Consider the following 23,768-nt stretch of genomic DNA (forward strand, 5'->3'; position numbering starts at 1 on the left):
CAGGTAAGGTCGCGGATTACTAAATGGCTGCGGGCACCGCGTTCAAGGGAGTGCGTCATTATGAATCCGCAGCGGGATGGCGGCCATTAAAACCCGAAGCGGAATCTGTCCGCCTAACTCAAAGGGGATGAGAGGTCATCATGGATTTAACGGTCAATAATCGTCTCATTGCCATGGTCGATCCTCGACCCATTCAGCTCGGCCGCCTTCTCGGAGCGTTCGAGCTGACCATACCGTTTTCCGGCACGGTGCATGCGGTAGTTGACGGCATCTATCGCTCGTTGACCATCGCCGGCGCTCGTATTTCGATGAGAGGGAAGAACGGGCAAGTGTCTGCGCTCGGGCGCGCCGTTCCAGATAATACCGTTGTCATTCGCCAATACGAGAATTCGGCGCGTGCTGACTTCGCGCTCAGGCTTACGCTCCAGCCTCATCAGCTGGAGTTACTCGAGTGTGAGAGAGATGGTGCGGATTTGCATTTGACGGTGGTGTTGCTGGCGAGGGCGACCTCCAGCGATCAAACCGGTGCCGATTGGGAACAATATGTCGGTGAGGCGCAGATCATCGTTCCGAGATCGCTTTGGATCGAACAGCTCAACCAGTCGACGGCATCTCGGATCCTTTTCCTCGAGATACGTCTGCCTGATGGCGAGATTCGGCACCCGGCTGAGCGGCACCTGCGGCGTGCCCAAGAGATGCTCACCGCTGGGGACTGGCGCAGCTGCATTTCCGAATGCCGGCAGTTTGCAGAAGAGCTTGGGGAGGGGAAGCTGGCCCCAGCAATGAACATGCTGCAGTCAGATCGGCGGAGTATGACGAAACAGCACCGGGAAGATCTGCTTCTGGCCGCCTTGCATCATTATGGGCACCTAGCCGCCCATTCCGAGAGCCAGCGCGGCGAACTGGGATTTGAGAGAGCAGACGCGAAGATGGCGGTATCACTCGCGGCCTCTTTGGCAGAGCATCATTTTGGCCGCGCCTAGACGCGGAACTGAACTCATTCTTTCGAATCTGAAAATGTCCGCTTCTGAGCACCGTTGGCAAAGGCGTCCAAACACCTGGGATGTGCGTCTCTGCCCCTTGAACCGGCTTGCGTGCCCATGTCCGCTTTCGGGCAGGCAGCCGACGACCGAGAATGACCAGGATGGTGAAGGGTTTCGGATGCCGCCCTGGCACGGCTGGAGGCGTACCGTAGAGGGCGGCGTTCGAAAACCGCCCATGTACGAACCCGCGGGGCTGGCTGGATTATGGGGTTTTGACGAATTTGCTGGGTTGTGCGGTAGCGCCGGGCAGGTGATTTTGCCCCTGTCCTGTCCCGCTGCTTCTGGCTTCTGATCTGGTGATCGGGCAGTTCTTCTCGCAGGCCAACGTCGATACGGGCCCGTTGCCAGCTGGTGCGGTGACGCGTGTGCCCGTATGGGCGCGTTTGGCCATTACCCGCAGCGTGGCCTTGGGTTGGGCGGGACATTGGCCGTGCCGGGTCACGACGCGATCCTCCGGATTGGGGAGAGCAGATTTGGTGGGGCGCGTGGCTGTGCACCGCGCTGGAAGATTTCGATGACAATCATGCGTCCGCCGCAGCAGGGACAGGGCGGCAATGGTGGCACCGCTGGCTCGGCGGGCGGTTCCACGGGGTCTCTGACGATTGGCGTGCCCGCGAGTAATTCCCTGGCCCGGGCGATATTGGCCTTGTGGGTGGCGCTGGCCAGCAGGCCGTAATGGCGGATGCGATGGAAGCCTTTGGGCAGCACATGGATGAGGAAGCGACGGATGAACTCATCGGGGGCCAGCGTCATGACGCGCTGACGTTCGGGGCCATCGCGGCGGTAGTCCTTGTAGCGGAAGGTAATGCCGGTCTCGTCCATGGCGATCAGGCGGCGGTTCGAGATGGCGACGCGATGGGTGTAGCGCGACAGATAGGCGAGCACGGCTTCGGGCCCTGAGAAGGGCGGCTTGGCGTAGACCACCCAGCGCTGCTTGTGCAGCGGTGCGATGCGCCGGAGAAAGGCACGCCGCTCGTTCAGGCCGGCCTGCTCGCCGAAGAACTGCAAGCGGCCGGCATCGAACAATGCTAGTAGCCTGGTCAGGAACAGGCGGCGGAACAGCTTCCCCAGCACCCGCACCGGCAGCAGGAAGGCCGACCGGGAGGCGACCCAGCGCTGACCGTCGAGCGAGATGCCGCCACCCGGCACAACCATGTGGATATGCGGATGGTGGGTAAGCGCCGAGCCCCAGCTGTGGAGCACGGCGGTGATGCCGATGCGCGCACCGAGATGGCGTGGGTCAGCGGCGATGGTCAGCATCGTCTGAGCGGCCGTGTGGAACAGCAGCTCATAGAGTTCGGCTTTGTTGTGGAGCGCCAGCCCGGCGATCTCGGCTGGCACGGTGAAGACGACGTGGAAATACCCAACCGGCAGCAGATCGGCCTCTCGCGCCGCCAGCCAGTCACGCGCCGCCGCACCCTGGCACTTGGGGCAGTGCCGGTTGCGGCAGCTGTTGTAGGCGATGCGGCGGTGGCCGCACGCCGGACAGCCTTCGACATGACCGCCGAGCGCGGCGGTGCGGCAGGTCTCGATCGCCGACATCACCTTCAATTGGCTGAGGCTGATATGGCCGGCATGCTGGGCCCGGTAGGCTGCCCCATGACGGCGAAAAATATCGGCGACCTCCAGCGGCGGGCGCGCCACCGCTCAGTCGCCGGGATTGCCGCCTTCCATCAACAGCTGCAGCTTCTCGAGCGGGCTGGTGACCGCCCGGATGGTTTTGGTGGCCACACGCGCGTAGAGCGCGGTGGTGTCGAGCTTGGAATGGCCGAGCAGCACCTGGATGACGCGAATATCGACATCCTGCTCAAGCAGATGGGTGGCAAAGCTGTGCCGCAACGTGTGCGGCGACACATGCTTGCGAATGCCCGTGCGACCTCGGCTGCTTCATGCACCGCGCGGTTGATCTGGCGCGTCGAGACCGGCTCGGTGCAGCTGCGGCCGGGGAATAGCCAGCCATGCGGCAGCATGACGTTGCGGCGCTTGCCCTCGCGCCACCACAGCCGCAGCAGGGCCAGCAGCTGCGGCGACAGCATGGCGTTGCGATCCTTGCGGCCCTTGCCTTGCTCGATGCGGATCAGCATGCGGGTGCTGTCGATGTCATCGATCTTGAGCGAGGCGACCTCCGACACGCGCAAGCCGGCGCCATAGGCGGTGCCGAGCGCGGCCTTGTATTTGAGGTTCGGCGCAGCTTCTAGCAACCGCCCGACCTCCTCGACGCTGAGCACATCAGGCAGTTTGCGCGGGAACCGGACCAGGACCAGCCGTAGCGACAGGTCGGGCCGGTTGAGTGTCACGGTGAAAAAGAACCGCAGCCCCGACACCGTATTATTGATCGACTGCGGCTGCATGCCGCTCTCACGCTGATACACCTGGAAACGGCGGATATCCTCGGCCGTCGCCGTATCGGGGGAGCGCCCGAGAAACGTGGCAAAGGCTTTGACGGTGCGGATATAATCGCGCTGCGTCTCGGTACGCAGGCCGCGCATCGCCATGTCTTCGAGCATACGCTGGCGCAACGGGCTAACGGGGGCAGAGGCAAGCTGGGTGGAGATGGACATGGGAACTTCCTCTCAAGCTGAAGGGAGACCCTTCATGCTCGGACGCAGTTCCATCTCAGTTCAAGCAATTACCGTGGCTCAAAGCCCAAGGCCCCGCCACCAGCACCAATCCCGCGCAAGCGGGTTCGTACATGGGCGCTGAGTCGCTGAGGCGTGTCGGCTCAGAAGGACGGCTTTAGAGGGCCGCCAATTAAACAATCCTCCGGCGACGTGGAGGGGCCGATAGCCAATTGGCCATTCGCGCGACTCGTCTCCGGACGCCTGCGCGATCCAAATCGCACGAAAGCGAGGACGATTTCCGCTTTGACGACGCCCAAAACCGCCAATTCTTGAAAATTCACAGCAAAAACAATATCTTGCCAAGTCGACGCAATCATGCTGAGAGCGAACAGAACGGCCAAAGTTTACACATTATCTCACACATAAAAATCGAAAAGTCTATTTTTGTCTTTTTTATCAACTTCTTATAATACACCGCACCGGACTTAAAAAATATTGCTCGGCATTAGTGGCGCAACACGTGTGCTCGCTGCGGTACGTCAACGAGGCCGGCAAAGGGGGGCTACAATCATGTCGGGGAACGCAAGGCGCCGGACCGCTTCACCGACCAAGCGACTCTGAACGTGGATTTTGGACCCATTCAGGAGATTGCCCGGCGCGATGACCACGACGCGAATGCCTCGCATCGTCACATGCAGGCGCTAGTGATTGCCGGCGCGTGGTCTTTCCCTATGATGCGGTGCATGTGGACTTTACCTTGTGAAAGGTGGCCTGATGAGCAAGAAATCTACCAGACGGCTTTCACAGATCATTCACAGGTTCATTTCGTTCAAAAACAATCACGGAAACAACGATGCCTTGCAAAGCTTCCAGTCCTCAAAAGCAGGATCGGCTTCTCCGGAAGAAAGGGGGTTCGATACGGAAGGTGCGCCTAATGGCCAAGCAAGCCATCCAATTTTTTTCACAGATCGTTCACAGATTATTTTCGTCAAAAATAATCAAGCAAAAACAATGCATTACAAATCTTCCAGTTCTCCAAGCGCTGACGCGTTCTCCAAAAACCCGGCTTCGGCCGGGTTTTTCATGGGTGGAAGATGGGCGGAATATCCCCTGCCCGGACCAGCCCCGCTCGATCGCGCCCCCTATCGCCTCAAGGCGCGGCCAGCAGCGCCTCGAACTCGCCGACATGGTCGTAATCGGGCATCAGCCTCACCAGCGCCTCGTCGCGACGGGTCGCGGGGTGGCTATAAATCTCGGTGCGGCCATCCGGCAGCAATTCCAGCAGCCGCTCGACCCTCTCGCGTGTCATATGGCCGGACCATTTGATGCCGAACACCTGGTCGGGCACTTCCAACCCTCGCGCCTGGCGGCGCAATAGCCGCGTCCAGGCATAAAGCGCGCGCTCGCCAAACCCGACCTTCTCCCCCAGCGCGGTCATGATCGCGGGCGGCTCGGCGGGCACGCGCAAGCGTTTCAACCCGTAGCGCCTGCCCACCTCGATCATCATGGCCGCGATGGTGGGATGCAGCAAAAAATGCTTATGCGCGTCGGCGTGATGCAAGGGCAGCCCCGTGGCGGCAAACCCAGCGAATTGCGCCTCGATCTCGGCACGCAATTCGCGCCTGGCCGCCGGCGAGAAAAAATATTTCACTCCCAGCGCCGCCTGATCGGTGGAAAACCGCCCATCCGCCCCGGTGATATGCGCCAGCGCCGCATGGCCGAGCATCGAATCGCCATCCACCAGCACCAGATGCAACCCCACCTTCAACCCCGGCAATGTTCTGGCGCGGCGCACCGCATCCGCCGCCGCCGGGGCCGCCACCATCAGGCTGGCCTGGGTCAACCTGCCCTCCCGGTTGGCGCGCTCCACCGCCTCGTTCACGGATTCCGTCAGGCCGAAATCATCGGCCGAGAAAACAACCTCGCGCATGGTTCAGCTATCGTTGCGCGGCACCCAGGGGATCCGGGCAAAGGCAATGCCGTCCTCGGCCAAGGCCTCGGCCTCCTCCTCGGAGCTTTCACCATAGATCCCACGCTGCGCGGCCTCGCCCTGATGGATGCGCCGCGCCTCCTCGGCGAAATCCGCGCCGACATAGTCGCAATTCTTCTCCACCTCCTCGCGTAATTTCTGCAAGGCGGCGCGCACGCTATCTGGAATGGCCCCGCCCGCGGCCTGAGGCGCCGCCAGCGTGGCGGGCGGGGGCTCGGGCACGGGCACCGGCGCCACCTCACGCCCCTTGCGGGGGATGGACGGCGCCATCAGCGCGCGGGAGACCTGGACATTGCCGCAGGACGGGCACGCCACCATTCCGGCGGCGACCTGCTTCTCGAAGCCGGCGCTATCCTTGAACCAGCCATCGAACTCATGGCCGGCCTCGCAATGAAGCTGATAATGGATCATGGCGTCAGCAGCGGATCAAGCTTGCCGGCACGCTCCAGCGCCAGCAAATCGTCGCAGCCTCCCACATGCCGCTCACCGATGAAGATCTGCGGCACGGTGCCGCGCCCGCCGGAACGCCGGATCGCCTCCTCGCGCGCGGCCGTGCCGTGCGGGGCGTTGATCTCCTTGAACGCGACGCCCTTGCGTTTCAGCAACGCCACGGCGCGTATGCAGTAAGGGCAATAAGGCTGAGTATAGATGTCGATCTCGGGCATTTGCTTCCAATTAGCCGAGAGCATGCCGAATGCAAGGTGAATTTACAAAAGACGCGGGTCAGCCACGCGCGCGACCGTGAGAACATCCACCCGCGCCGCGCCGCCGCCGCGCAAGGCCAGCGCGCATTGATTGGCCGTGGCGCCGGTCGTCATCACATCGTCGATCAGCAGCACGCGCTTCCCCGCGACATTGGCATCCTCGCGCAATGAGATGGCCCCGACCAACTCCGCGCGGCGCTCCTGCGGTCCCAGCTTTTCCAACGGCTTGGTGGCGCGGTCGCGCCGCAGCGCATCCAGCCCCAGCGGCCGCCCGGTCAGGCGCGCCAAGGCAATGGCCAGCACCGCCGCCTGGTTATAGCGGCGCTGGCGCAGCCGCGCGGCATGCAGCGGCACCGGCACCAGCAGATTGGCGGCTTGCAACATCTCCTCGCCCGGCCGGCGCATCAGCCGCGCCAGCCCGGCCGCCGTCTCGCTCTGGTCGCTATATTTCAACGGCAGGATCATCCGCTTGGCGATGTCGTCGTAACGCAGCGCCGCGCGCGCCATGTCGAAGGCCGGGGGGGCCGCCTCGCAGGCGGCGCATAATGGTTGCGTCCCCGCTTCCGGCTGGGCGAAGGCCAGCGGCACGCCGCAATGGGCGCATAAGGGCGGTGAAATGAAATTCGCCTTGCGGAAACAATCCAGGCAAAGCTGCCCCTCGGCTTCCACCGGCTCGGAACAGACAAGACAAGAGGGCGGCAGGACGCTATCCAGAACCCAGCGGAACAGGGGTTTCATGTGCAACAAATCTTCGATTTCAAAGCGTTGGTGAAATACCGGGACAGGGCGGCCCAGCGCCTGGGCACCGTCACACCGGTGCTGGAGGAACTGACCGACCGCCTTCTGGACCGGCTGGACGACACGACGAGTCGCTTTTCCACGGCATTGGATTTCGGCGGCCGCGGGGTTCTGGCGCCAATGCTCAAGGCGCGCGGCATCAGCGTGGACAGCGCCGATTTCTCAGCCTTGCTGGCGGCAAAAGCCGGCGGCACGCCGCTGCCCCTGCCCGGCCCGGCCGATTTCAAGCTAACCCAGGCGCGGTATGATCTGATCGTCGCGCCGCTTTCCCTGCATGGTCTGGACGATCTGCCCGGCGCGCTCATCCAGTTCCGCCGGGCGCTCAAGCCCGAAGGACTGCTGCTGGCCAGCCTGCCCGTGCTGGGCACGTTGCACGAATTACGGCTGAACCTGCTGGAGACGGAAGAAACGCTGACCGGCAAGGTCAGCCCGCGTATCTCCCCGTTTCCTGAACTGCGCGACTGTGCCGGCCTCCTGCAACGCGCGGGGTTCACACATCCGGTCGCGGATATCGAGGAGTTGGAATTCCTGTACGCCAACCCCCTGGCCCTGCTGCACGAGCTGCGCGACGCGGGCGAAGGCAACGCCCTATGCGCGCGTAGCCGCGCCATCCCGCCGCGCGCCTTGTTCCCCGCCGCGCTGGCGGCGATGCCACGCAAGGAGGGCCGCATGGTGGCCAGGCTGCGCATGGCGGTGCTCACCGGCTGGGCCTCATAACAGCCCCGCCTTGCGAAAGCTGAGCCAGCGCCCATTGCCGACAATCACATGGTCGTGCAGCACCACGGACAATGACGTGGCGGCGCGCTTGATCTCCCTGGTCATCGAAATATCGTCATCGGACGGGGATGGATCGCCACTGGGATGATTATGCACGAGAATCATCGCCGTCGCATTCAGCTCCAGCGCGCGCTTGACCACCTCGCGCGGATAAACCGGCGTGTGATTCACCGTGCCGCTGCCCTGCGGCACGTCCGCCAGCAGGCGGTTGCGATTATCCAGGTACAGAACCCGGAACTGCTCGACCTTCTCACGCGCCAATATGGCCTGGAGATATTCCATCAGCCTGTCCCAGTTGCCGAGCACCGGGCGGTAGAGCACCTCCGCCTTGGCCAGACGCTGACAGGCCGCCTGCACCAGCTTGAGCGCCGACACACCGGCCTCGCCCAAGCCCTCCACACTCAACAGCTCCGAAACCGGGGCGGAAATCGCGTTGGCATAAGACCCAAAACGCGCCAGCAAGGCCCGGGCGATGGGCTTGGTGTCCCGCCGCGGCAAGGCCAGGAACAACGTCATTTCGATCAGCTCATGATCCGCCAGCGCATCGGCCCCGCCGGCGAGAAACCGTGCCCGCAACCGCGCCCTGTGCCCCTCCGTCCCGACAGCGAGAGGCGCTGGCCGGATCTCCGGCGGCAACGCCTCAAGGATCGGTAATTCAGCAAAGCCCGTTGGCGCGCGCTGTTTCTTCATCGCGGCCAAATTGACACAACTTTAAAGTATTACAAACCTTATTTTAATTATTTCGGTTGTGCGAAATTTTGTTTCATTCCGGGACGATCGTTTCGCTCGCGCGATGCTCGGCGGCCAGCACCATATACACCGCCGGCACCACGAACAGCGTGAACAAGGTGCCAATGGAAAGCCCCGTCGCAATGACCATGCCCATGGCATAGCGCGAGGCCGCCCCCGCCCCCCCCGCGAAGATCAGCGGCAGCACGCCCACCACCATCGCCGCCGTGGTCATCAGAATCGGCCGCAACCGGATATTGGCGGCATATTCAATGGCCTCGCGCTTGCTCATCCCTCCCAACCTGGCCTCGTTCGCCACTTCGGTCATCAGGATGCCATGCTTGGAGACCAGCCCCATCAACGTCACCAGCCCGACCTCCGTATAGATATTCAGGCTCAAGCCCCCGATCCCGATATAGATGAAGATCAACGCGCCCGCGATCGACATCGGCACGGAGACGAGAATGATCAGCGGATCCCGGAACGAGTTGAACAAGGCCGCCAGCGCCAGGAAGATGATGATCAGCGCGAAGATGAAGGTAAACACGAACGCGTCGCTGGTCTGCACATATTGGCGCATCAGCCCGCCATAATCCACCGTGTCTCCGGGCGGCAGAATCCGCTTGGCCAATTGCTGCAAGGTCTGCAACGCATCGGCCTGCGCCACCCCCGGCGCGACCACGCCCTGCAACGTCGCGGAATTCTGCTGCTGGAAATGATTGATCGCTTCCGGGATCACATTGGTCTTGATCGACGCGATCGAGGAAAGCGGCACATTGATGCCGTTCTTGGAGAGGACATAATAATTCTTCAGGTCCGAGACATTCAGCCGCGCGAGACGGTTGGTCTGCGGAATCACCTTGTAGGAGCGCCCGTCGAGATCGAAATAATTCACATAGCCGCCGCCCAGCGCCTCGCTCAGCGCCGCGCCGACATCGCTCATATTCAGCCCCAGCGCCGCCGCCTTGTCACGGTCGATCACCACGGTCGCCTGCGGCTGATCGATCTTGAGATCGCTCTGCAAGAAAATGAACTTCCCGCTCTTCAGCGCCTCGTGCAGTAATTTCTGAGCATAAGGATAAAGCGCCTGGAAGCTGCCGGTGCTCTTGATCACGAACTGCACCGGCAACCCGGAGGAGCCCGGCAAGGGCGGCAGCGGAAAAGCCGCCACCTGCTGCCCGGCATCCTCCTCATTCGCGGTTTTCTGCATCATGGTCTGCAATGCCGCCGCCGGCCGGCGTTCGCCCCAAGGCTTGAGCACCGCGCCGAGAATATCCATGCCCGGCACGTCGATCTGGAAGGAATGCGCGACATCCGGATATTTCAGGATCGCCGCGTTGAGATGCGTATCCCACATCGCCTTCTGGCCGATCGTCGCATCCGGCGCGGAGGTGGCGGTGAACAGCACGATACCCTGGTCCTCCGTGGGCGCCAGCTCGCTCTTGGAATCCGACGCCAGAAAATAAATGCTGCTGAGCACGAGCGCCGCGAAGGTCAATGTCACCGGAATGGTATCGAGGCTGGCATTCAACAGCCTGGTATAATTGCGGTGCAGCCTTTCAAAGGTGGCGTCGATGAAATTGATCATCTTGCCCTCCCAGTTCGGCTGCTCGCGGTTCACGTGCCGCAAAAAGCGCGAACTGAGCATCGGCGTCAGCGTCAGCGCCACCACGGCGGAAATCGTCACCGCCCCCGCCAGCGTCAACGCGAATTCGGTGAACAAGGCGCCGGTCAGGCCGGATTGAAAGGCGATGGGCACATAAACGGCGATCAGCACCACCGTCATCGCCACGATCGGCCCGCCCAGCTCCGCCGCCGCCTCGCGCGCCGCCTGCATCGGGCTCTGCCCGAGATCGAGATGCCGGTTGACGTTTTCCACCACGATGATGGCGTCATCCACCACCAGCCCGATGGCCAGCACCAGCGCCAGCAGCGTCAGCAGATTGATGGAGAAACCAAACGCCGCCATCATCGCGAAAGCGCCGATCAGGGATAGCGGGATCGCCACCACCGGGATCAGCACCGAGCGCGGCGAGCCCAGAAAGGCGAACACCACCAAGGTGACGATCAGCAGCGCCTCGGCCAGCGATTCCACCACCTCGCGGATGGAGGCGTTCACGAACACCGTGGAATCATACACGACCTGCGCGGTAAGCCCGGAAGGCAAGTCGGCCTGGATCTGCGGCATCCGCGCCCGCACCTCGGAAATCACGTTCAGCAGATTGGCTTCCGGCGCCACCTTGATGCCGACATAAACACCCGGCTTGTTATCGAAGGTCACGTGCTGCTCGTAGGTATCGGCCCCCAGCGCCACGGTGGCGACATCGCGCAGCCGGACAATGGTATTGTTCTGCTGCTTGAGGATGAGCTGACGGAACTGCTCGGGCGAATGCAGGCCGGTGGAGGCATCCAGCGAAACCTGCGTCATCGTGCCCTTGGTGTTGCCCAGCGCGGAGATGAAATCATTCGCCGCCAGCGCGTTCCATACATCGGTCGGCGTCAGCCCATAGGCGGCAAGCTTGTCCGGATTCAGCCAGATACGCATGGCGTAATTCTCGCCGCCCAATATCTCCGCCGTCTGCACCCCATGCACCGCCTGCAATTGCGGCTGCACGACACGGGTGATGTAGTCGGTGATCTGGTTGGCGTTGAGCACGGAACTGCGGAAGCCGATATACATGGCGTCCACCTCCTGCCCGACCGCCAGCGTGATCACCGGCTGCTCGGTGCCCGAGGGAAGCTGGTTGAGCACCGAATTCACCCGCGCCGAAACCTCGGTCAGCGCCTGATCCGGGTTATGGTTGAGCACCAGATTGATCGTGATGGTGGACACGCTCGTCTGGCTGGACGAGGTCATGTAGTCGATGCCGTTCACCTGGGCGACGGCATTTTCCAGCGGCGTGGTCACGAACCCGGCGATGGTGGCGGGCGCGGCGCCGGGATAGGTGGTGGTGATGGTGATGGTGGCATTCTCGGTCCGCGGGAATTGCTGCACCGGCAGCGTCCCCACCGCGCGCAGCCCCATCACCAGAATCAGCACCGACACGGCGATGGACAGCACCGGCCTGGTAATGAACAGATCCGTGAAGCGCTTCATCGCCGCCTCACTCGTTCGGCGGGTTGGGGTTGGGGTCGTTGCTCGGCTGGATCTTGTTGTTCACCACCACCGGCGAGCCATTATGCAGCTTCACCTGCCCGGCCGTGACCACCGCATCCCCCGGCCGCACGCCCGAGAGCACCTGCACCTGGTCGCCGCGCGTCGCCCCCAGCGTCACGAAAACCTGCTCGGCCACCAGCCCGTCCTGCTCCTTGCCGCCGCTGGCATGCTTCACGAGATAGACCGTATCGCCATAGGAGCTGTAGGTGATGGCGGTCTGCGGCAGCGTCACCGCCTCGACCGGCTTGCTGGTCTCCACCGAAACGGAGACGAACATGCCCGGCCGTAGCGCCAGCCCGTCATTCTCCATCACCGCCCGCACCGGGATGGAGCGCGTGTCGGAATCGATCGTGGCGCCGATGGCGGTGATCTTCGCCTTGAGGCTCTTGCCCGGAAACGTGTCGATGGAAACATCCACCGTCTGTCCCGGCGCCAGCCGGGAGACCTCCTGCTGCGGCAGATGGAAATCCACGAATAACGGATTCAGCTGCTCCAGCGAGACGATGGCCGTGCCCGCCTGTAGATATTGCCCGACATCCACCTGCCGGATGCCAAGCCGGCCGGAGAAGGGCGCGCGGACGATCTTCTCGTCCATCGTGGCTTGCTGGGCCGCCACCTGGGCGTTGGCCGCGTCCAGATTGGCGCGGTCGGTATCGAGCTGCGAGCGGGAGACGGCATCGGCGGCGAACTGCTTCTGGTCGCGCGCATAATTGATGGCGTCCAGCCGGGCCTGGGCCTTGAGCTGCGCCAGCACGGCCGGGTCGTTGTTCGGGCGCAGCGTCAGCAGCACATCGCCCTTCTTCACATCCTCGCCGGACCGGAAATCGATCGTATCGACGATGCCGCCCACCTCGGCCGAGAGCGAGGCGCCGTTGATCGCCGTCAGCGACCCGACCGATTGCACGACCGGCTGCCAGGGTGTCCGCCCCGCCTCGATGGTGGCCACGGTCTGCGCCTGGTTGGCGAACCCCTTCAGAAATTTCGCGATGAAGATGGAGCGCAGCACACCCCAGCCGAACACGAGCGCGAAGATCACCGCCACGGCGATCAGCATGATGCTCATGCGCTTGGCGGTCTTGCCCGATTTGCTCATCTACCGGTTTCCTTCATGGAATCACCCCGCAACATGGCGTCGCCACATCCTGCCTGTGCCACCAGCCACCCCCCAGCGCCTGATAAAGGGCGGCGGTGTCGGCCAGCCGGGCCGCCCTGGCTTTCACCGCGGAGATCACGGCACTCTGATAGCTGACCTCCGCCGTCAGCACGGCTGAGAAAGGTTGTCCCCCCAGCCTGTATTGCGCCTCGGTCACCCGCAGGCTGCTGGCCGCCGCCTCGCGCGCCGCCTGCGCCGCCGCCAGCGTGGTCGCGTCATATTGCAAGCTCGAAAGCGCATCCGCGACATTCTGAAAGGCGGAGATCACCGTGGACTGATATTGCGCCCCGGCCACCCGCAACGCCGCGATGGCGGATTTGCGCTGGGCGGACAAAGTCCCCCCCTCGAAGAGAGGCTGGGTGATGCCCGCCACCAAATTCCAGAGCAGGGTCTGCGGCGTGAAGAGCGTTCCGGCGGTCAGCGCCTCGCGCCCCACCTCGGCCGAAAGCGTGACCTGCGGCAGCATGTTCGCATCCGCCACGCCGACATTGGCCGAGGCCTCGTGCAATTGCGCCGCCGCCGCCGCGATATCCGGCCGCTGCGCGACAATGGCGGAAGGCAGGCTGACGGGAATATCCGCCGGCAAGGTGAGATCCGCCAGCGTGAAGCTTTGCAGGTGGAAATGACCCGGAAACTGCCCCGCATAGGCGGCAAGCTGGTTGCGCGCCTGGGCCAGCTGGGATTGCAAGGGCGGCAGCGTGGCCTCCTGCTGGGCCAGCGTGGCCTCCTGCTGCAACAATTGCGCCCGCGCCGCCCCGCCCAGGCTCACCTGGGCCCGCAGGATGGCCAGCAATTGCGTTTCATCGGAGATCAGCTTGCGCGTCGCCTCGATCTGCGCGTTCAGCGAGGCCTCGTTCACCGCGGCGGTGACGATATTGGCGGTCAGCGTCAAATAAGCGGCTTCCAGCTCCCAGCGCTCATATTCCGCCTGGGCGGCAATACTCTCGATCTGCCGGCGCTGCCCGCCGAACACGTCCAGCGTGTAGGAAACGGACAGCGAGGCATTGTAAAGCGTATAGGCCGGCAACGAGGCGCCGCCGCTGCTGCCGAAAGCCGCCAGCCCGGCGCTGGAGCCCTTGTCGCGCTGCGCGCCGAAACTGCCGGAAAGCGTGGGCAACAGCGCGCCCTGGGCGGCCCGGAAATTCTCCTGCGCCTCCAGCAACGTGGCCTGGGCGGCGGCGAGGCTGGGATTGTTCTTCAGCGCGCTGGCGATCAGCTCATCCAGTTGCGGGGACTGGAACAAATGCCACCAATCCCCCGCTATATCCCCGCCCGTGACAAAATGCTGGGCCGTTCCATCCGCCATGGCGGTGGCGGCGGGCAAGGGGCGCGGGGTGAGCGCCGTATCCGGCGGGGCTGGATGATGATAGTCCGGCCCCACGGCGCAGCCGGAAAGGGAAATCGCCAGCAAGGCGATGCAAGACCGAAACGGGAAACCGGTTGGTTTCATGGTCTCCGAGCTAGCGGCGTTTTTTGAAGCCGTCAAGCCGGACTTTCTTAACAACTCAATCGCTGTGGAAACTTGCCGGTTTCTAAGCCTTGATTGTATAATTTTATAATGAATATGGAGAACCCCTCGCGCAAGCCGCGCTCCCGCCTGGCGGAAGACCCCGCTCCGCGGCTGGAGACCCTGCTGGATGCCGCCGAGCACGTCTTTTTGTCAAAAGGCTATCACAACGCCACGATGTCGGAGATCGCGCGGCAAGCCGGCATGTCCAAGCGCACGGTCTATCTGCTGGTGCAGTCCAAGGGTGAATTGTTCGGCGAACTGCTCGCCCACCGCCAGTCCCGGCTGCGCCTGCCCCCGCCCCAGCCCGGCTGGACGATGCACGACACGCTATGCGCTTATCTGAATCAGATCGCGAAATTCATACTCGACCCGGCCCAGATCGCCATCACCCGGCTGGTCATCGCCGAATATGCGCATAGCCCCGACTTCAACCGGGTCTTTTTCTTCAGGCGCATGCGCAAGGCCAAGGCGCATCTGGAAACCAGCCTGCTTGAGCTTGCCGATCTCAACGGGGGGGAACGCTGCTCCCGCGCGGAGATCCGCGAGCTGGTCTCCATGCTGTTCGGCATGGCTCTGGGCGATTTTTATTTCGGCGCGCTGTCCGGGCTGCGCACCCGCCCCAGCCTCAAGACGCTGGAAGCGCGGATCGACCGCGCCGTCGGCATTTTCCTGAGCGGGGTTTGCTCCCACAAATCATAAACCGCCTGACCGCCCACCGGCCCTACCCGCCCGTCACCGACATATGGCGCGCCACCGCCACCCGGCCAATGGCGAAATCATGCCCCTCGGGCTTGGCGGCGATCCCCTGGCGGATCGCCGCTTCCAGCCCCGCGTCGCCGGTGCCGGCGCGCAAGGGCTTGCGCAGATCGACCGCATCCTCCTGTCCCAGGCACATATAAAGCGTGCCGGTGCAGGTCAGCCGCACCCGGTTGCAGGATTCACAGAAATTATGACTGAGCGGTGTGATGAAGCCGAGCCGGCGGCCGGTTTCCGCCACGGTCACATAGCGCGCCGGCCCGCCGCTGTTATAATCGTCGGGCGACAGCGTCCAGCTCCGCGCCAGCGCGCGGCGCACGCCGGCAAGCGGCAGATGCGTCTCCTCCCGGTGTGTCACCTCGCCCATCGGCATGGTCTCGATCAAGCAAAGATCGAACCCGCGCTGGCCGCACCATGCCAGCATGGCGTCGAACTCGTCGTCGTTCATGCCCTTCAGCGCCACCATGTTGATCTTAACGGCCAGCCCCGCCGCCTGGGCCGCCTCTATGCCCGCCAACACCTGCGCCAGTCGTCCCCAGCGGGTGATGGCGGCAAAGCGCCGTTCATCCAGCGTGTCGAGGCTGACATTGACACGCCTGACCCCCGCCGCCACCAGCCCTTGCGCATGCCGGGCCAGTTGCGCGCCGTTGGTGGTGAGGGTCAGCTCTTCCAGCCCATGGCCCAGATATTGCCCCAGCCCCTCGATCAGGCTCATCACATTGCGGCGCACCAGCGGCTCGCCGCCGGTCAGGCGCAGCTTCTTGACCCCCATGCGGATGAACGTGGCGCAGAGCCGTTCCATCTCCTCCAGCGAAAGCAGCTCCGCCTTCGGCAGAAAGCTCATATCCTCGGCCATGCAATAGACACAGCGAAAATCGCACCGGTCCGTCACCGAAACGCGAAGGTAAGAAACTGTCCGGCCAAACGGGTCGATCATGTTCCTCTATTTCGGACCAAACCGGTCCTTTTGCAATCACTCCGGCTGGGCATGTTCGAGCATAACCACGCTCGTATCCACCAAAATCTTGCCGGCATGCTCGAAATTCACCGTCACGCGGTGGCCGATGGCGCTTTGCACCTGGCCCAGCCCCCAAGCGGGCTGGCGCGGATGGCGGACATATTGGCCAGGTTCAAATTCAGAGCGTTCCAAGACAATCCTCCACGAAAGGCGCCATGTGCGCCGGCGCCGGCGCCGTGGCGTCGATGGGCGCCGCCATGGGCAGGCGCAGCCGCCGGGCCAGCAGACACATCGGCCCCTCCCCCTTTACCCCATAAACGGGATCGCCCAGCACCGGATGGCCCAGATGCGCCGCATGCGCCCGCGCCTGATGCGTGCGCCCGGTGAGAAGCGAGAATTCCACGAGCGCCCTTCCTTGTCTGGCGCCCAAAACCCGCCAGAGCGTGCGGGCGGGCTGGCCATCCGCCCGCACCGCCATGCGCCAGCGCCGCCCCTCGGTGACCTTGGCCAGGGGGGCGTCGATCTCGCCGCTCGCCGCTTCGGGCACGCCGCGCAAAATGGCCCAATAGCGTTTTTCCGCGCCGCCAGCCCCCAGCAGCGCCTGGGCCTCCAGCAAAACCGCCTTCTTACGCGCGATCAGCAGGCAGCCCGCCGTATCCTGGTCCAGCCTGTGCGCCAGCCACGGGCCGGTCTTGCCCTTGCGCCAGAGAGGAAAGAAATCCTCGATGGACGCACCGCCCGCCCGCCCGGGATAGACCGGCAAACCCGCTGGCTTGTTCACCACCAGCGCGCGATTATCCTCAAAAAGTATCTCCGGCGGCAGAATCTCAGCCCCGCAAATGCTCGGGGATCTTAAACCCAAGCCGCACGGGAATATCCCACTCCACCTGAGCCCGGCGATATTCGCTGAACCCCGCGGCGAGATAATTGGGCAACGCGCGGGGATGGTCGGCATTGCAGGTATTCACGCTCATGCCGCGCAGCGCGGTGGCCCCCCCGAACACGGTATCCACCGCGTGGTCCAGCAGGGGCTTGCCCAGCCCGCGCCCGATGAACCCCGGCATCAGCCCGAAATAATTGAGATTCACATAAGGCCAATGACCGGAATCAAGCTCGTAGAACCCGGCCGTCTCGCCCCCCGCGCGCAGCATATGCACGGAGACGGTGCTGCTGGCGAGATGTCTTTCCAGCAGCGCGTCCGGCATCACCCGGCGCAGCCACCACAGCCAGGGCCCGCCGACCTGATCGTAAAGCTCACGATATTGCGAGAGGCTTAGCCGCTCGCGCGTCACCGTGGCGCCGGGCGGCAGCCTGGCCGGGGGGCGTTGCGGCTGGTTCAGCATGCGCAGGAACACGACCGTGACAATGGCGCGCTCGGTGGCCTCACCCGGAGCAGGCTGCGCATAGTCCAGAATCTCAGGCATTCACCGCCCCCGGAGCCAGAGTTTCAAAAGTTTTTGGGGTGCCGCCCCTTTTTTCAGGAAGGGTGGCGTTTTGCGGCGTTTTGAAAAAAGCCGCGCCAAAAACCTTTATCAATCATCCAAAAAGCTGCGCAGCTTGCGCGAGCGCGAGGGGTGCTTCAACTTGCGCAGCGCCTTCGCCTCGATCTGGCGGATACGCTCTCGCGTGACGTTGAACTGCTGCCCCACCTCTTCCAACGTATGGTCGGTATTCATGCCGATGCCAAAGCGCATGCGCAGCACACGCTCCTCGCGCGGGGTCAGGCTGGAGAGCACGCGCGTCGCCGCCTCGCGCAGATTGGCCTGCACCGCCGCATCCAGCGGAATGATCGCCGCCTTGTCCTCGATGAAATCGCCCAGATGGCTGTCCTCCTCGTCGCCGATCGGCGTTTCGAGCGAGATCGGTTCCTTGGCGATCTTCAACACCTTGCGCACCTTCTCCAGCGGCATGCCGAGCTTCTCGGCCAGCTCCTCCGGAGTCGGCTCGCGGCCGATCTCGTGCAGCATCTGGCGCGAGGTGCGCACCAGCTTGTTGATCGTCTCGATCATATGCACCGGAATCCGGATGGTGCGGGCCTGGTCGGCGATGGAGCGGGTGATCGCCTGGCGGATCCACCACGTGGCATAGGTGCTGAACTTATAACCGCGCCGGTACTCGAACTTATCCACCGCCTTCATCAGGCCGATATTGCCCTCCTGGATCAGATCCAGGAATTGCAGCCCGCGGTTGGTGTATTTCTTGGCGATGGAGATGACCAGGCGCAGATTGGCCTCGATCATCTCCTTCTTGGCGCGCGTGGAATCACGCTCGCCACGCGAGACGGTGGTATAAACCCGGCGAAATTCCTCAATCGGCAGCCCGGCCTCGGCCGCCACCTTGCCGATCTGGGCGCGCAGCTCGCCAGCCTGGCCCTCATGCTTCTTGACGAAATCCTTCCAGCCCCTGCCCGGCATCTCGGCCATATGGGCCAGCCAGTTCGGATCCATCTCATTGCCGCGATAATGCGACAGAAAATCCTCGCGGCTCACCTTGGTGCTCTCGGCCAGGCGGAGCAGCTGCCCCTCCAGCCCGTTCAGCCTCTGGTTGAGCACCTTGAGCTGGGCCACCAGCTCCTCGATGCGGTTATTATGCAGGCGCACCTGCTCCACCTTGGCCACCAGCTCGTCGCGCAGCTTCTCATAAGCCTTCTCGGAGCGGGAATTCACATCCTCGCCGGCGGTCAGGGTCTCGATGCGCTTGGTCTGCATTTTCGAGAGCTTGTCGTAGAGCTTCTCGATCTCGTCGAAATTCTGGAAGATTTCCGGCTTCAGCTTCTCTTCCAGGGCGGAGAGGGACATGCCGGCGCCTTCGCCTTCCTCATCCTCCTCCATCTCCTCGTTATTCTCGTTATTCTCGTTCTCGAAGCTCTCGTCGCTCGGCTCGGCGCCGTTCTGCATGGCCTCCAGATCGATCACGTCGCGCAGCAGCACCCGGCCATTGTTCAACGCCTCGTGCCAGGCGATAATCGCGCGGAACGTCAGGGGGCTTTCGCACAAGCCCCGGATCATCATGTCCCGCCCGGCCTCGATGCGCTTGGCGATGGCGATCTCGCCCTCGCGCGAGAGCAGCTCCACCGTGCCCATCTCGCGCAGATACATGCGCACCGGGTCGTCCGTGCGGCTGACGGAGGCCTCGGAGATGTTGCCGGCCTGCTCATCCTCCTCGTTCTGCTCGTCCTTGGGGGCGGCGGCGGCCTCGGTTTCGTCGTTCTCCTCGGATTCCACGACCTGGATGCCCATTTCATTGAGCATCGCCATGATGTCTTCAATCTGCTCGGAGCTGTTCTGCTCAGCGGGCAGAACCGCATTCAGCTCATCGAAGGTGATGTAGCCGCGCTCCTTGCCCTTGGCGATCAGCCTTTTGACGGCGGCGGACTGGGTGTCCAGCACGTTGGCGTCGGCCTCGGCCTCGGGGGTGGCGTTTTCCGTGGTGGCGGTCGGCTTGGTGGCCATGGTCAGATCAAGTCTCCGGTCTAAGCGGCTCGTATATTTTACAAGTCAATAAATAGGCAACAACCTTGCCCGGTTTGAGTCAGAAATCTTCATTTCCGGCGGCACCCGAGCGGGCGCGGGCCAGAAGTTCATTATAGCGCACCAGCCTCTCGCAGGCGGCGCGGTCGTCCGGATTGGCGAGCCATAGGGCCTGGGCCTCGTCACGCTGCGTCCGCAACATGTCGATGCTGAAATCCATCAATTCATACAAGCTCCACCAGTTCCGCGCGGCTTCCGCCGGGCTCGCCTCCGGCGCGAGACGGAATTCGGCATTCGCATCCTCGCGCAAGGCCCGCGCCGGCCCGCCCAGGCCGAGGCTGTCGAGATGGGTGAACAAAGAGGCCGTGTCAAGGGTTTTGGCCCGTGAAACGAAATCTCGCAGCGCCTCGCGCAGCACTTCCTCCTCCGGCTGTAGCCGGACATGGGAAAAAGCCTCCTCCACCTCCGGAATCAGCATGGGAAACGCCAGCAGAACCGCCAGCATCAGCTTGGCGCGGCGCGCCTGAGCGGCCCGCGCGTCGGGAGCGGCGCGCGGCGGCAGGGCCACGGGCGGCGGTGCGGGCGCGAAACGCCCCCTGCCGCCCGGCGTGAACGCGGACCGGGCCGGGCGGGTCCGGCCGGCGAAAAACTCATCCATCAGCGCCGTGCGGTATTCACCCGCCAGCATCTTGTCCGGAATCGAGTTGGCGGCGGCGGCAAGGCGCTGGCGCAAGCGCGCGCGCCCTTCCGGGGTGGCGACATCCTGCCCGGCCCTCAGCATGCCAAACAGCACCGCCGAGAGCGGCTGGGCCTTGGCCAGCTCCGCCTCGAAAGCCGGCTTGCCCCCCCGCTTGATCAGGCTGTCCGGGTCGTCCTTGGCCGGCAGGCGCAGGAGCTTCAGGGATTTTTCAGGGCTGAGCTGGGTCAGCGCCAGTTCGGCGGTTTTCAGCGCCGCGCGCTGGCCCGCCGCGTCGCCATCGAAGCAGATGACCGGCTCGGGGGTCAGCCGCCAGATCTCCTCCAGATGCTCCTCGGTCAAAGCGGTGCCAAGCGGCGCCACCGCCCCCCCAAACCCGGCCTGGGCCAGGGCGATGACATCCATATACCCCTCGACGACGATCATCGCGGCCCCCTTGCGGATGGCCTCGCGCGCCAGATTGAGCCCGTATAGCGAGCGGCGCTTGGAAAACAGCGCGGTTTCCGGGCCATTGACATATTTGGGCTGGCCATCGCCCATGATGCGCCCACCAAAGGAGATCAACGCCCCGCGCCGGTCGCGGATGGGAAACATCACCCGGCCGAAGAACATATCCGCCGGGCCGCGCTCCCCCTGTTTCATCAACCCGGCCTCGATGAGCTGGTCCGGCTTGATGTCCCGCCCGCGCAAGGCGGCGGCAAGCTGCCCCCGCCCCTCGCCCGACCAGCCGAGCTGGAAACGGCGGATGGTGTCCTCCGCCAGTCCGCGCCCACGCAGATAGTCCAGCGCCGCGCGGCCTTCCTGCCCCCAAAGCCAGAGTTGATATTCCCGGCAGGCAAGCTCCAGCACTTCGGAAAGCCCGGCCCGGCGCTGTTCCGCCTGCGCCGCCTGGGGGGTGGGCTTGGGCACTTCCAGCCCGGCCTGACCAGCCAGATCCTCCACCGCCTCCATGAAGGACGCGCCGGTGGTTTTCATCACAAAGGTGATGACATCCCCATGCTCGCCACAGCCAAAGCAATGGTAATGATCGTCATAGACATAAAAAGACGGGGTCTTTTCCCCATGGAAGGGGCAGCACCCCTTACGCTCCCGGCCGGAGCGCGTGAGCTTCACGCTGCGGCCGATCACCGTGGCGATCGGCACGCGGGCGCGCAGCTCGTCGAGAAAATTGGCCGGAAGCGCCATTAGCCGGCCAGGGCCGCCTTCACCGCGGCGGAGGCCACGGCCATGTCCAAGGCCGCGCCATGCTTGGCCTTCAGCGCGCCGACCACCTTGCCCATATCCTTCATGCCCGCCGCCCCCGTGGCGGCCACGGCCTCCTTGACCGCCGCCTCCAGCGCGGCGCCTTCCAGAGCCTGGGGCAGGAATTCGGCAATCACGGCGATCTCATGCTCTTCCTTCGCGGCCAGCTCCTCACGCCCGCCCTGGCGGTAAAGCGCCACGGAGTCCCGGCGGGATTTGATCATGGAGCGCAGCATGGCCAAAATCTCCTCGTCCGGCACCTGCTCCACGCCCTTGGGGCGGGCGGCGATATCGGTGTCCTTCAGCTTCGCCTGGATCATGCGCAGGGCCGATGTGCGCTCCGCATTGCGGGCCAGCATCGATTCCTTCACGGCGGCGGTCAGTTTTTCACGTAGGCTCACTTCGGTCTCTCCAGTCCGGAAAAAATTTCCGGCACCTATATAGTATCGTTGAGGGCGGAGTAAAATTCCGCTAGAAGGGCGCCATGCACACGCCCATCGAAGATATACTGCGCCGCCTCGGCGGCAACGAGGCCGCCGCGCAACTGACCGGCGTCTCCCCCGAAGCCGTTCGCAAATGGCGCAGCGCCGGGTCCATCCCGCCGCGCCACTGGCCCGCCATTATGGCCGCAACCGGCCTGGCGTGGGAAGATTTTTCGGGCACGGCGGAAAGCGGCGAGGCCCCGCCCGGTGCCACCGCCGCCCTGGTGCTGGCGGATGGCACGGCCTTCTGGGGCCGGGGGTTTGGCGCTTTCACCACCACCGCGCCCTCCGAATTGTGCTTCTCCACCGGCATGACCGGCTATCAGGAAACCCTCACGGACCCTTCCTTCGCCGGGCAGATCGTCACCTTCACCTTTCCGCATATCGGCAATGTGGGGACGAACAAGGAGGATATGGAGGCGCCGCAGATTTTCGCGCGTGGGCTGGTGACGAAAGAGGATTTCACCGCCCCCTCCAATTACCGCGCCACGAACGATCTGGGCGGCTGGCTGAAGGCGATGAACATTCCCGGCATTTCCGGGGTGGATACGCGCGCCTTGACCCTGCGCATCCGCGATCTGGGCGCGCCGAGCGCCGTGCTGTGCCACCCGGAAGACGGCAAGTTCGACCTCAAGGCGCTGGCCAAGCAGGCCGCCGACTGGGCCGGGCTGGAAGGGCTGGATCTGGCCAAGGAGGTTTCCTGCACCCAAGCCTATAAATGGGCCGATGGCGTCTGGAGCTGGGAAAACGGCTTCGCGGAAACCAATGGCGGCAAGCGCGTGGTGGCCATCGATTATGGCGCCAAGCGCAATATCCTGCGCTCCTTGGCCTCCGCCGGGTGCCAGGTGACGGTGGTGCCCGCCACCTATACGGCCGAGCAGATTCTCGCGCTGACCCCCGATGGCGTGTTTCTCTCCAACGGCCCGGGCGACCCGGCGGCCACGGCGACATATGCCGTGGCGACCATTCAGGGCCTCATGCAGACGGGCGTGCCGATTTTCGGCATCTGCCTTGGCCACCAATTGCTGGCGACGGCGCTGGGCGGCAAGACCTACAAGATGGAGCGCGGCCATCGCGGCGCCAACCAGCCGGTGAAGGATCTGACCACCGGCAAGGTGGAAATCACCTCGCAGAATCACGGCTTCGCGGTGGATGAGAAGAGCCTGCCCGAAGGGGTCGAGGTGACGCATGTCTCGCTGTTCGACGGCTCGAACGAAGGCATCGCCTGCAAGGCGAAGAAGGTATTCTCCGTGCAGTATCACCCGGAAGCGAGCCCAGGGCCGAGCGATAGCGCGTATCTGTTCAAGCGGTTTGTTGAGCTGATGGGCTGATGATCGTTACGCTTACTTCCGCTCTTATTGGTGCTGTAGCGGCTTTATTGGTTGCAATTCTAACTACAACCAATAATAGCCGCCGCGACCGGGAGGCTGATTGGCGGAAGCTAAAGTTAGAAATTTATCGCGAATACGTTACCGCCATATCAGGAATAGTTGAGGGCAGAGCAGACAACCATGCTCAAGATCGTTATTTAGACGCTTCGCATAGCCTGATGTTGATCGCTTTACCAGAAGTGTTGAAAGTCCTCTTTCAATTCCAAAAAGATCACCTCGATAAACGGCACCTGACTCCTCTGATGAAAGCTATCAGGAACGACATTAAACCACGACCAGACAACTCCGACGAAGGAATTGAGTTTCAAATGTTCAAATTTATCTTGTGAGAATTCTAAAATCTTAAACCA

The 23,768-nt window shown here is 63.4% G+C and carries 23 protein-coding genes and 1 pseudogene; 5 read left to right on the top strand and 19 right to left on the bottom strand.

The features are described 5' to 3' along the window. Positions 1 to 140 precede the first annotated feature (140 nt). The gene (locus tag AB7D48_RS11710; RefSeq protein ID WP_427979222.1) at positions 141 to 983 is read left to right on the top strand and encodes a hypothetical protein; all 843 of its coding nucleotides are present in this window, start codon (positions 141 to 143) and stop codon (positions 981 to 983) included. 498 nt (positions 984 to 1,481) lie between these two features. On the opposite strand, the gene AB7D48_RS11715 is transcribed toward AB7D48_RS11710, so the two are convergent. The 8 genes and pseudogenes from AB7D48_RS11715 to AB7D48_RS11750 form a co-directional block, all read right to left on the bottom strand. Continuing rightward, complete coding sequence (locus AB7D48_RS11715) at positions 1,482 to 2,687, bottom strand: IS91 family transposase (RefSeq protein WP_427979224.1); 1,206 nt, start codon at positions 2,685 to 2,687, stop codon at positions 1,482 to 1,484. A 3-nt stretch (positions 2,688 to 2,690) separates the two neighbouring features. Beyond that, positions 2,691 to 2,897, bottom strand: coding sequence for a tyrosine-type recombinase/integrase (locus AB7D48_RS11720; RefSeq protein ID WP_427979226.1), 207 nt, complete (start codon positions 2,895 to 2,897; stop codon positions 2,691 to 2,693). An 80-nt stretch (positions 2,898 to 2,977) separates the two neighbouring features. Continuing rightward, positions 2,978 to 3,604 (bottom strand): annotated as a pseudogene (locus tag AB7D48_RS11725) (tyrosine-type recombinase/integrase); the annotation flags it as partial. A gap of 161 nt (positions 3,605 to 3,765) precedes the next feature. Next, positions 3,766 to 4,005: a hypothetical protein gene (locus tag AB7D48_RS11730; RefSeq protein ID WP_427979229.1), complete on the bottom strand. Its 240-nt coding sequence runs from the start codon at positions 4,003 to 4,005 to the stop codon at positions 3,766 to 3,768. Positions 4,006 to 4,754: 749 nt separating this feature from the next. Then, positions 4,755 to 5,534 (bottom strand): hopanoid biosynthesis-associated protein HpnK, encoded by a 780-nt coding sequence (gene hpnK / locus AB7D48_RS11735; RefSeq protein WP_427979231.1) that lies wholly within the window; start codon positions 5,532 to 5,534, stop codon positions 4,755 to 4,757. Between the two features lie 3 nt (positions 5,535 to 5,537). Beyond that, positions 5,538 to 6,005, bottom strand: a complete 468-nt coding sequence (locus AB7D48_RS11740; RefSeq protein WP_427979234.1) for a DUF1178 family protein — start codon at positions 6,003 to 6,005, stop codon at positions 5,538 to 5,540. Further along, a complete protein-coding gene (gene grxC / locus AB7D48_RS11745; protein WP_427979237.1) occupies positions 6,002 to 6,259 on the bottom strand; it encodes a glutaredoxin 3 in 258 nt (85 codons plus the stop codon). Before grxC ends, AB7D48_RS11740 begins: the two co-directional genes overlap by 4 nt. A gap of 42 nt (positions 6,260 to 6,301) precedes the next feature. Further along, positions 6,302 to 7,036, bottom strand: coding sequence for a ComF family protein (locus tag AB7D48_RS11750; protein ID WP_427979239.1), 735 nt, complete (start codon positions 7,034 to 7,036; stop codon positions 6,302 to 6,304). Here AB7D48_RS11750 and AB7D48_RS11755 point away from each other — a divergent pair, their 5' ends adjacent. Further along, entirely contained in the window at positions 7,037 to 7,813 is a 777-nt protein-coding gene (locus tag AB7D48_RS11755; protein ID WP_427979242.1) for a methyltransferase domain-containing protein, read from the top strand. Here AB7D48_RS11755 and radC read toward each other — a convergent pair. The 4 genes from radC to AB7D48_RS11775 form a co-directional block, all read right to left on the bottom strand. Then, on the bottom strand, positions 7,808 to 8,563 hold the full coding sequence (radC, locus tag AB7D48_RS11760; protein WP_427979245.1) for a RadC family protein: 756 nt from the start codon (positions 8,561 to 8,563) through the stop codon (positions 7,808 to 7,810). The two genes, AB7D48_RS11755 and radC, sit on opposite strands and share 6 nt — an antisense overlap. 73 nt (positions 8,564 to 8,636) lie before the next feature. Next, positions 8,637 to 11,699 carry an efflux RND transporter permease subunit gene (locus AB7D48_RS11765; RefSeq protein WP_427979248.1) on the bottom strand — a complete coding sequence of 1,021 codons (3,063 nt, stop codon included), beginning with the start codon at positions 11,697 to 11,699 and terminating at the stop codon, positions 8,637 to 8,639. Positions 11,700 to 11,706: 7 nt separating this feature from the next. Beyond that, positions 11,707 to 12,852, bottom strand: a complete 1,146-nt coding sequence (locus AB7D48_RS11770) for an efflux RND transporter periplasmic adaptor subunit (RefSeq protein ID WP_427979250.1) — start codon at positions 12,850 to 12,852, stop codon at positions 11,707 to 11,709. Between the two features lie 13 nt (positions 12,853 to 12,865). After that, the gene (locus AB7D48_RS11775) at positions 12,866 to 14,362 is read right to left on the bottom strand and encodes an efflux transporter outer membrane subunit (protein ID WP_427979253.1); all 1,497 of its coding nucleotides are present in this window, start codon (positions 14,360 to 14,362) and stop codon (positions 12,866 to 12,868) included. A 108-nt stretch (positions 14,363 to 14,470) separates the two neighbouring features. Between AB7D48_RS11775 and AB7D48_RS11780 the strand changes: the two genes are divergently transcribed. Further along, the gene (locus AB7D48_RS11780) at positions 14,471 to 15,121 is read left to right on the top strand and encodes a TetR/AcrR family transcriptional regulator (RefSeq protein ID WP_427979256.1); all 651 of its coding nucleotides are present in this window, start codon (positions 14,471 to 14,473) and stop codon (positions 15,119 to 15,121) included. 22 nt (positions 15,122 to 15,143) lie between these two features. Here the strand turns inward: AB7D48_RS11780 and moaA are convergent, their stop codons facing one another. From moaA to AB7D48_RS11815, 7 genes are all read right to left on the bottom strand, one after another. Then, positions 15,144 to 16,115 (bottom strand): GTP 3',8-cyclase MoaA, encoded by a 972-nt coding sequence (gene moaA, locus AB7D48_RS11785; protein ID WP_427979259.1) that lies wholly within the window; start codon positions 16,113 to 16,115, stop codon positions 15,144 to 15,146. Between the two features lie 36 nt (positions 16,116 to 16,151). Beyond that, positions 16,152 to 16,328 (bottom strand): DUF3553 domain-containing protein, encoded by a 177-nt coding sequence (locus tag AB7D48_RS11790; protein WP_427979261.1) that lies wholly within the window; start codon positions 16,326 to 16,328, stop codon positions 16,152 to 16,154. After that, positions 16,315 to 16,917: an RluA family pseudouridine synthase gene (locus tag AB7D48_RS11795; protein ID WP_427979264.1), complete on the bottom strand. Its 603-nt coding sequence runs from the start codon at positions 16,915 to 16,917 to the stop codon at positions 16,315 to 16,317. Before AB7D48_RS11795 ends, AB7D48_RS11790 begins: the two co-directional genes overlap by 14 nt. A 46-nt stretch (positions 16,918 to 16,963) precedes the next feature. Then, entirely contained in the window at positions 16,964 to 17,560 is a 597-nt protein-coding gene (locus AB7D48_RS11800; protein ID WP_427979267.1) for a GNAT family N-acetyltransferase, read from the bottom strand. Between the two features lie 108 nt (positions 17,561 to 17,668). Then, entirely contained in the window at positions 17,669 to 19,588 is a 1,920-nt protein-coding gene (gene rpoD / locus AB7D48_RS11805) for an RNA polymerase sigma factor RpoD (RefSeq protein ID WP_427979269.1), read from the bottom strand. A 79-nt stretch (positions 19,589 to 19,667) separates the two neighbouring features. Next, positions 19,668 to 21,488 (bottom strand): DNA primase, encoded by a 1,821-nt coding sequence (dnaG, locus tag AB7D48_RS11810; RefSeq protein WP_427979272.1) that lies wholly within the window; start codon positions 21,486 to 21,488, stop codon positions 19,668 to 19,670. After that, complete coding sequence (locus AB7D48_RS11815) at positions 21,488 to 21,946, bottom strand: GatB/YqeY domain-containing protein (protein ID WP_427979274.1); 459 nt, start codon at positions 21,944 to 21,946, stop codon at positions 21,488 to 21,490. The genes dnaG and AB7D48_RS11815 overlap by 1 nt, the downstream gene beginning before the upstream one ends. 83 nt (positions 21,947 to 22,029) lie before the next feature. Between AB7D48_RS11815 and carA the strand changes: the two genes are divergently transcribed. Further along, on the top strand, positions 22,030 to 23,358 hold the full coding sequence (gene carA / locus AB7D48_RS11820) for a glutamine-hydrolyzing carbamoyl-phosphate synthase small subunit (RefSeq protein ID WP_427979277.1): 1,329 nt from the start codon (positions 22,030 to 22,032) through the stop codon (positions 23,356 to 23,358). Then, positions 23,358 to 23,747: a hypothetical protein gene (locus tag AB7D48_RS11825; protein ID WP_427979280.1), complete on the top strand. Its 390-nt coding sequence runs from the start codon at positions 23,358 to 23,360 to the stop codon at positions 23,745 to 23,747. Before carA ends, AB7D48_RS11825 begins: the two co-directional genes overlap by 1 nt. Positions 23,748 to 23,768: the final 21 nt, after the last annotated feature.

Source organism: Acidocella sp. (assembly GCF_050253495.1).
In the GTDB taxonomy this organism is placed as follows: domain Bacteria; phylum Pseudomonadota; class Alphaproteobacteria; order Acetobacterales; family Acetobacteraceae; genus Acidocella.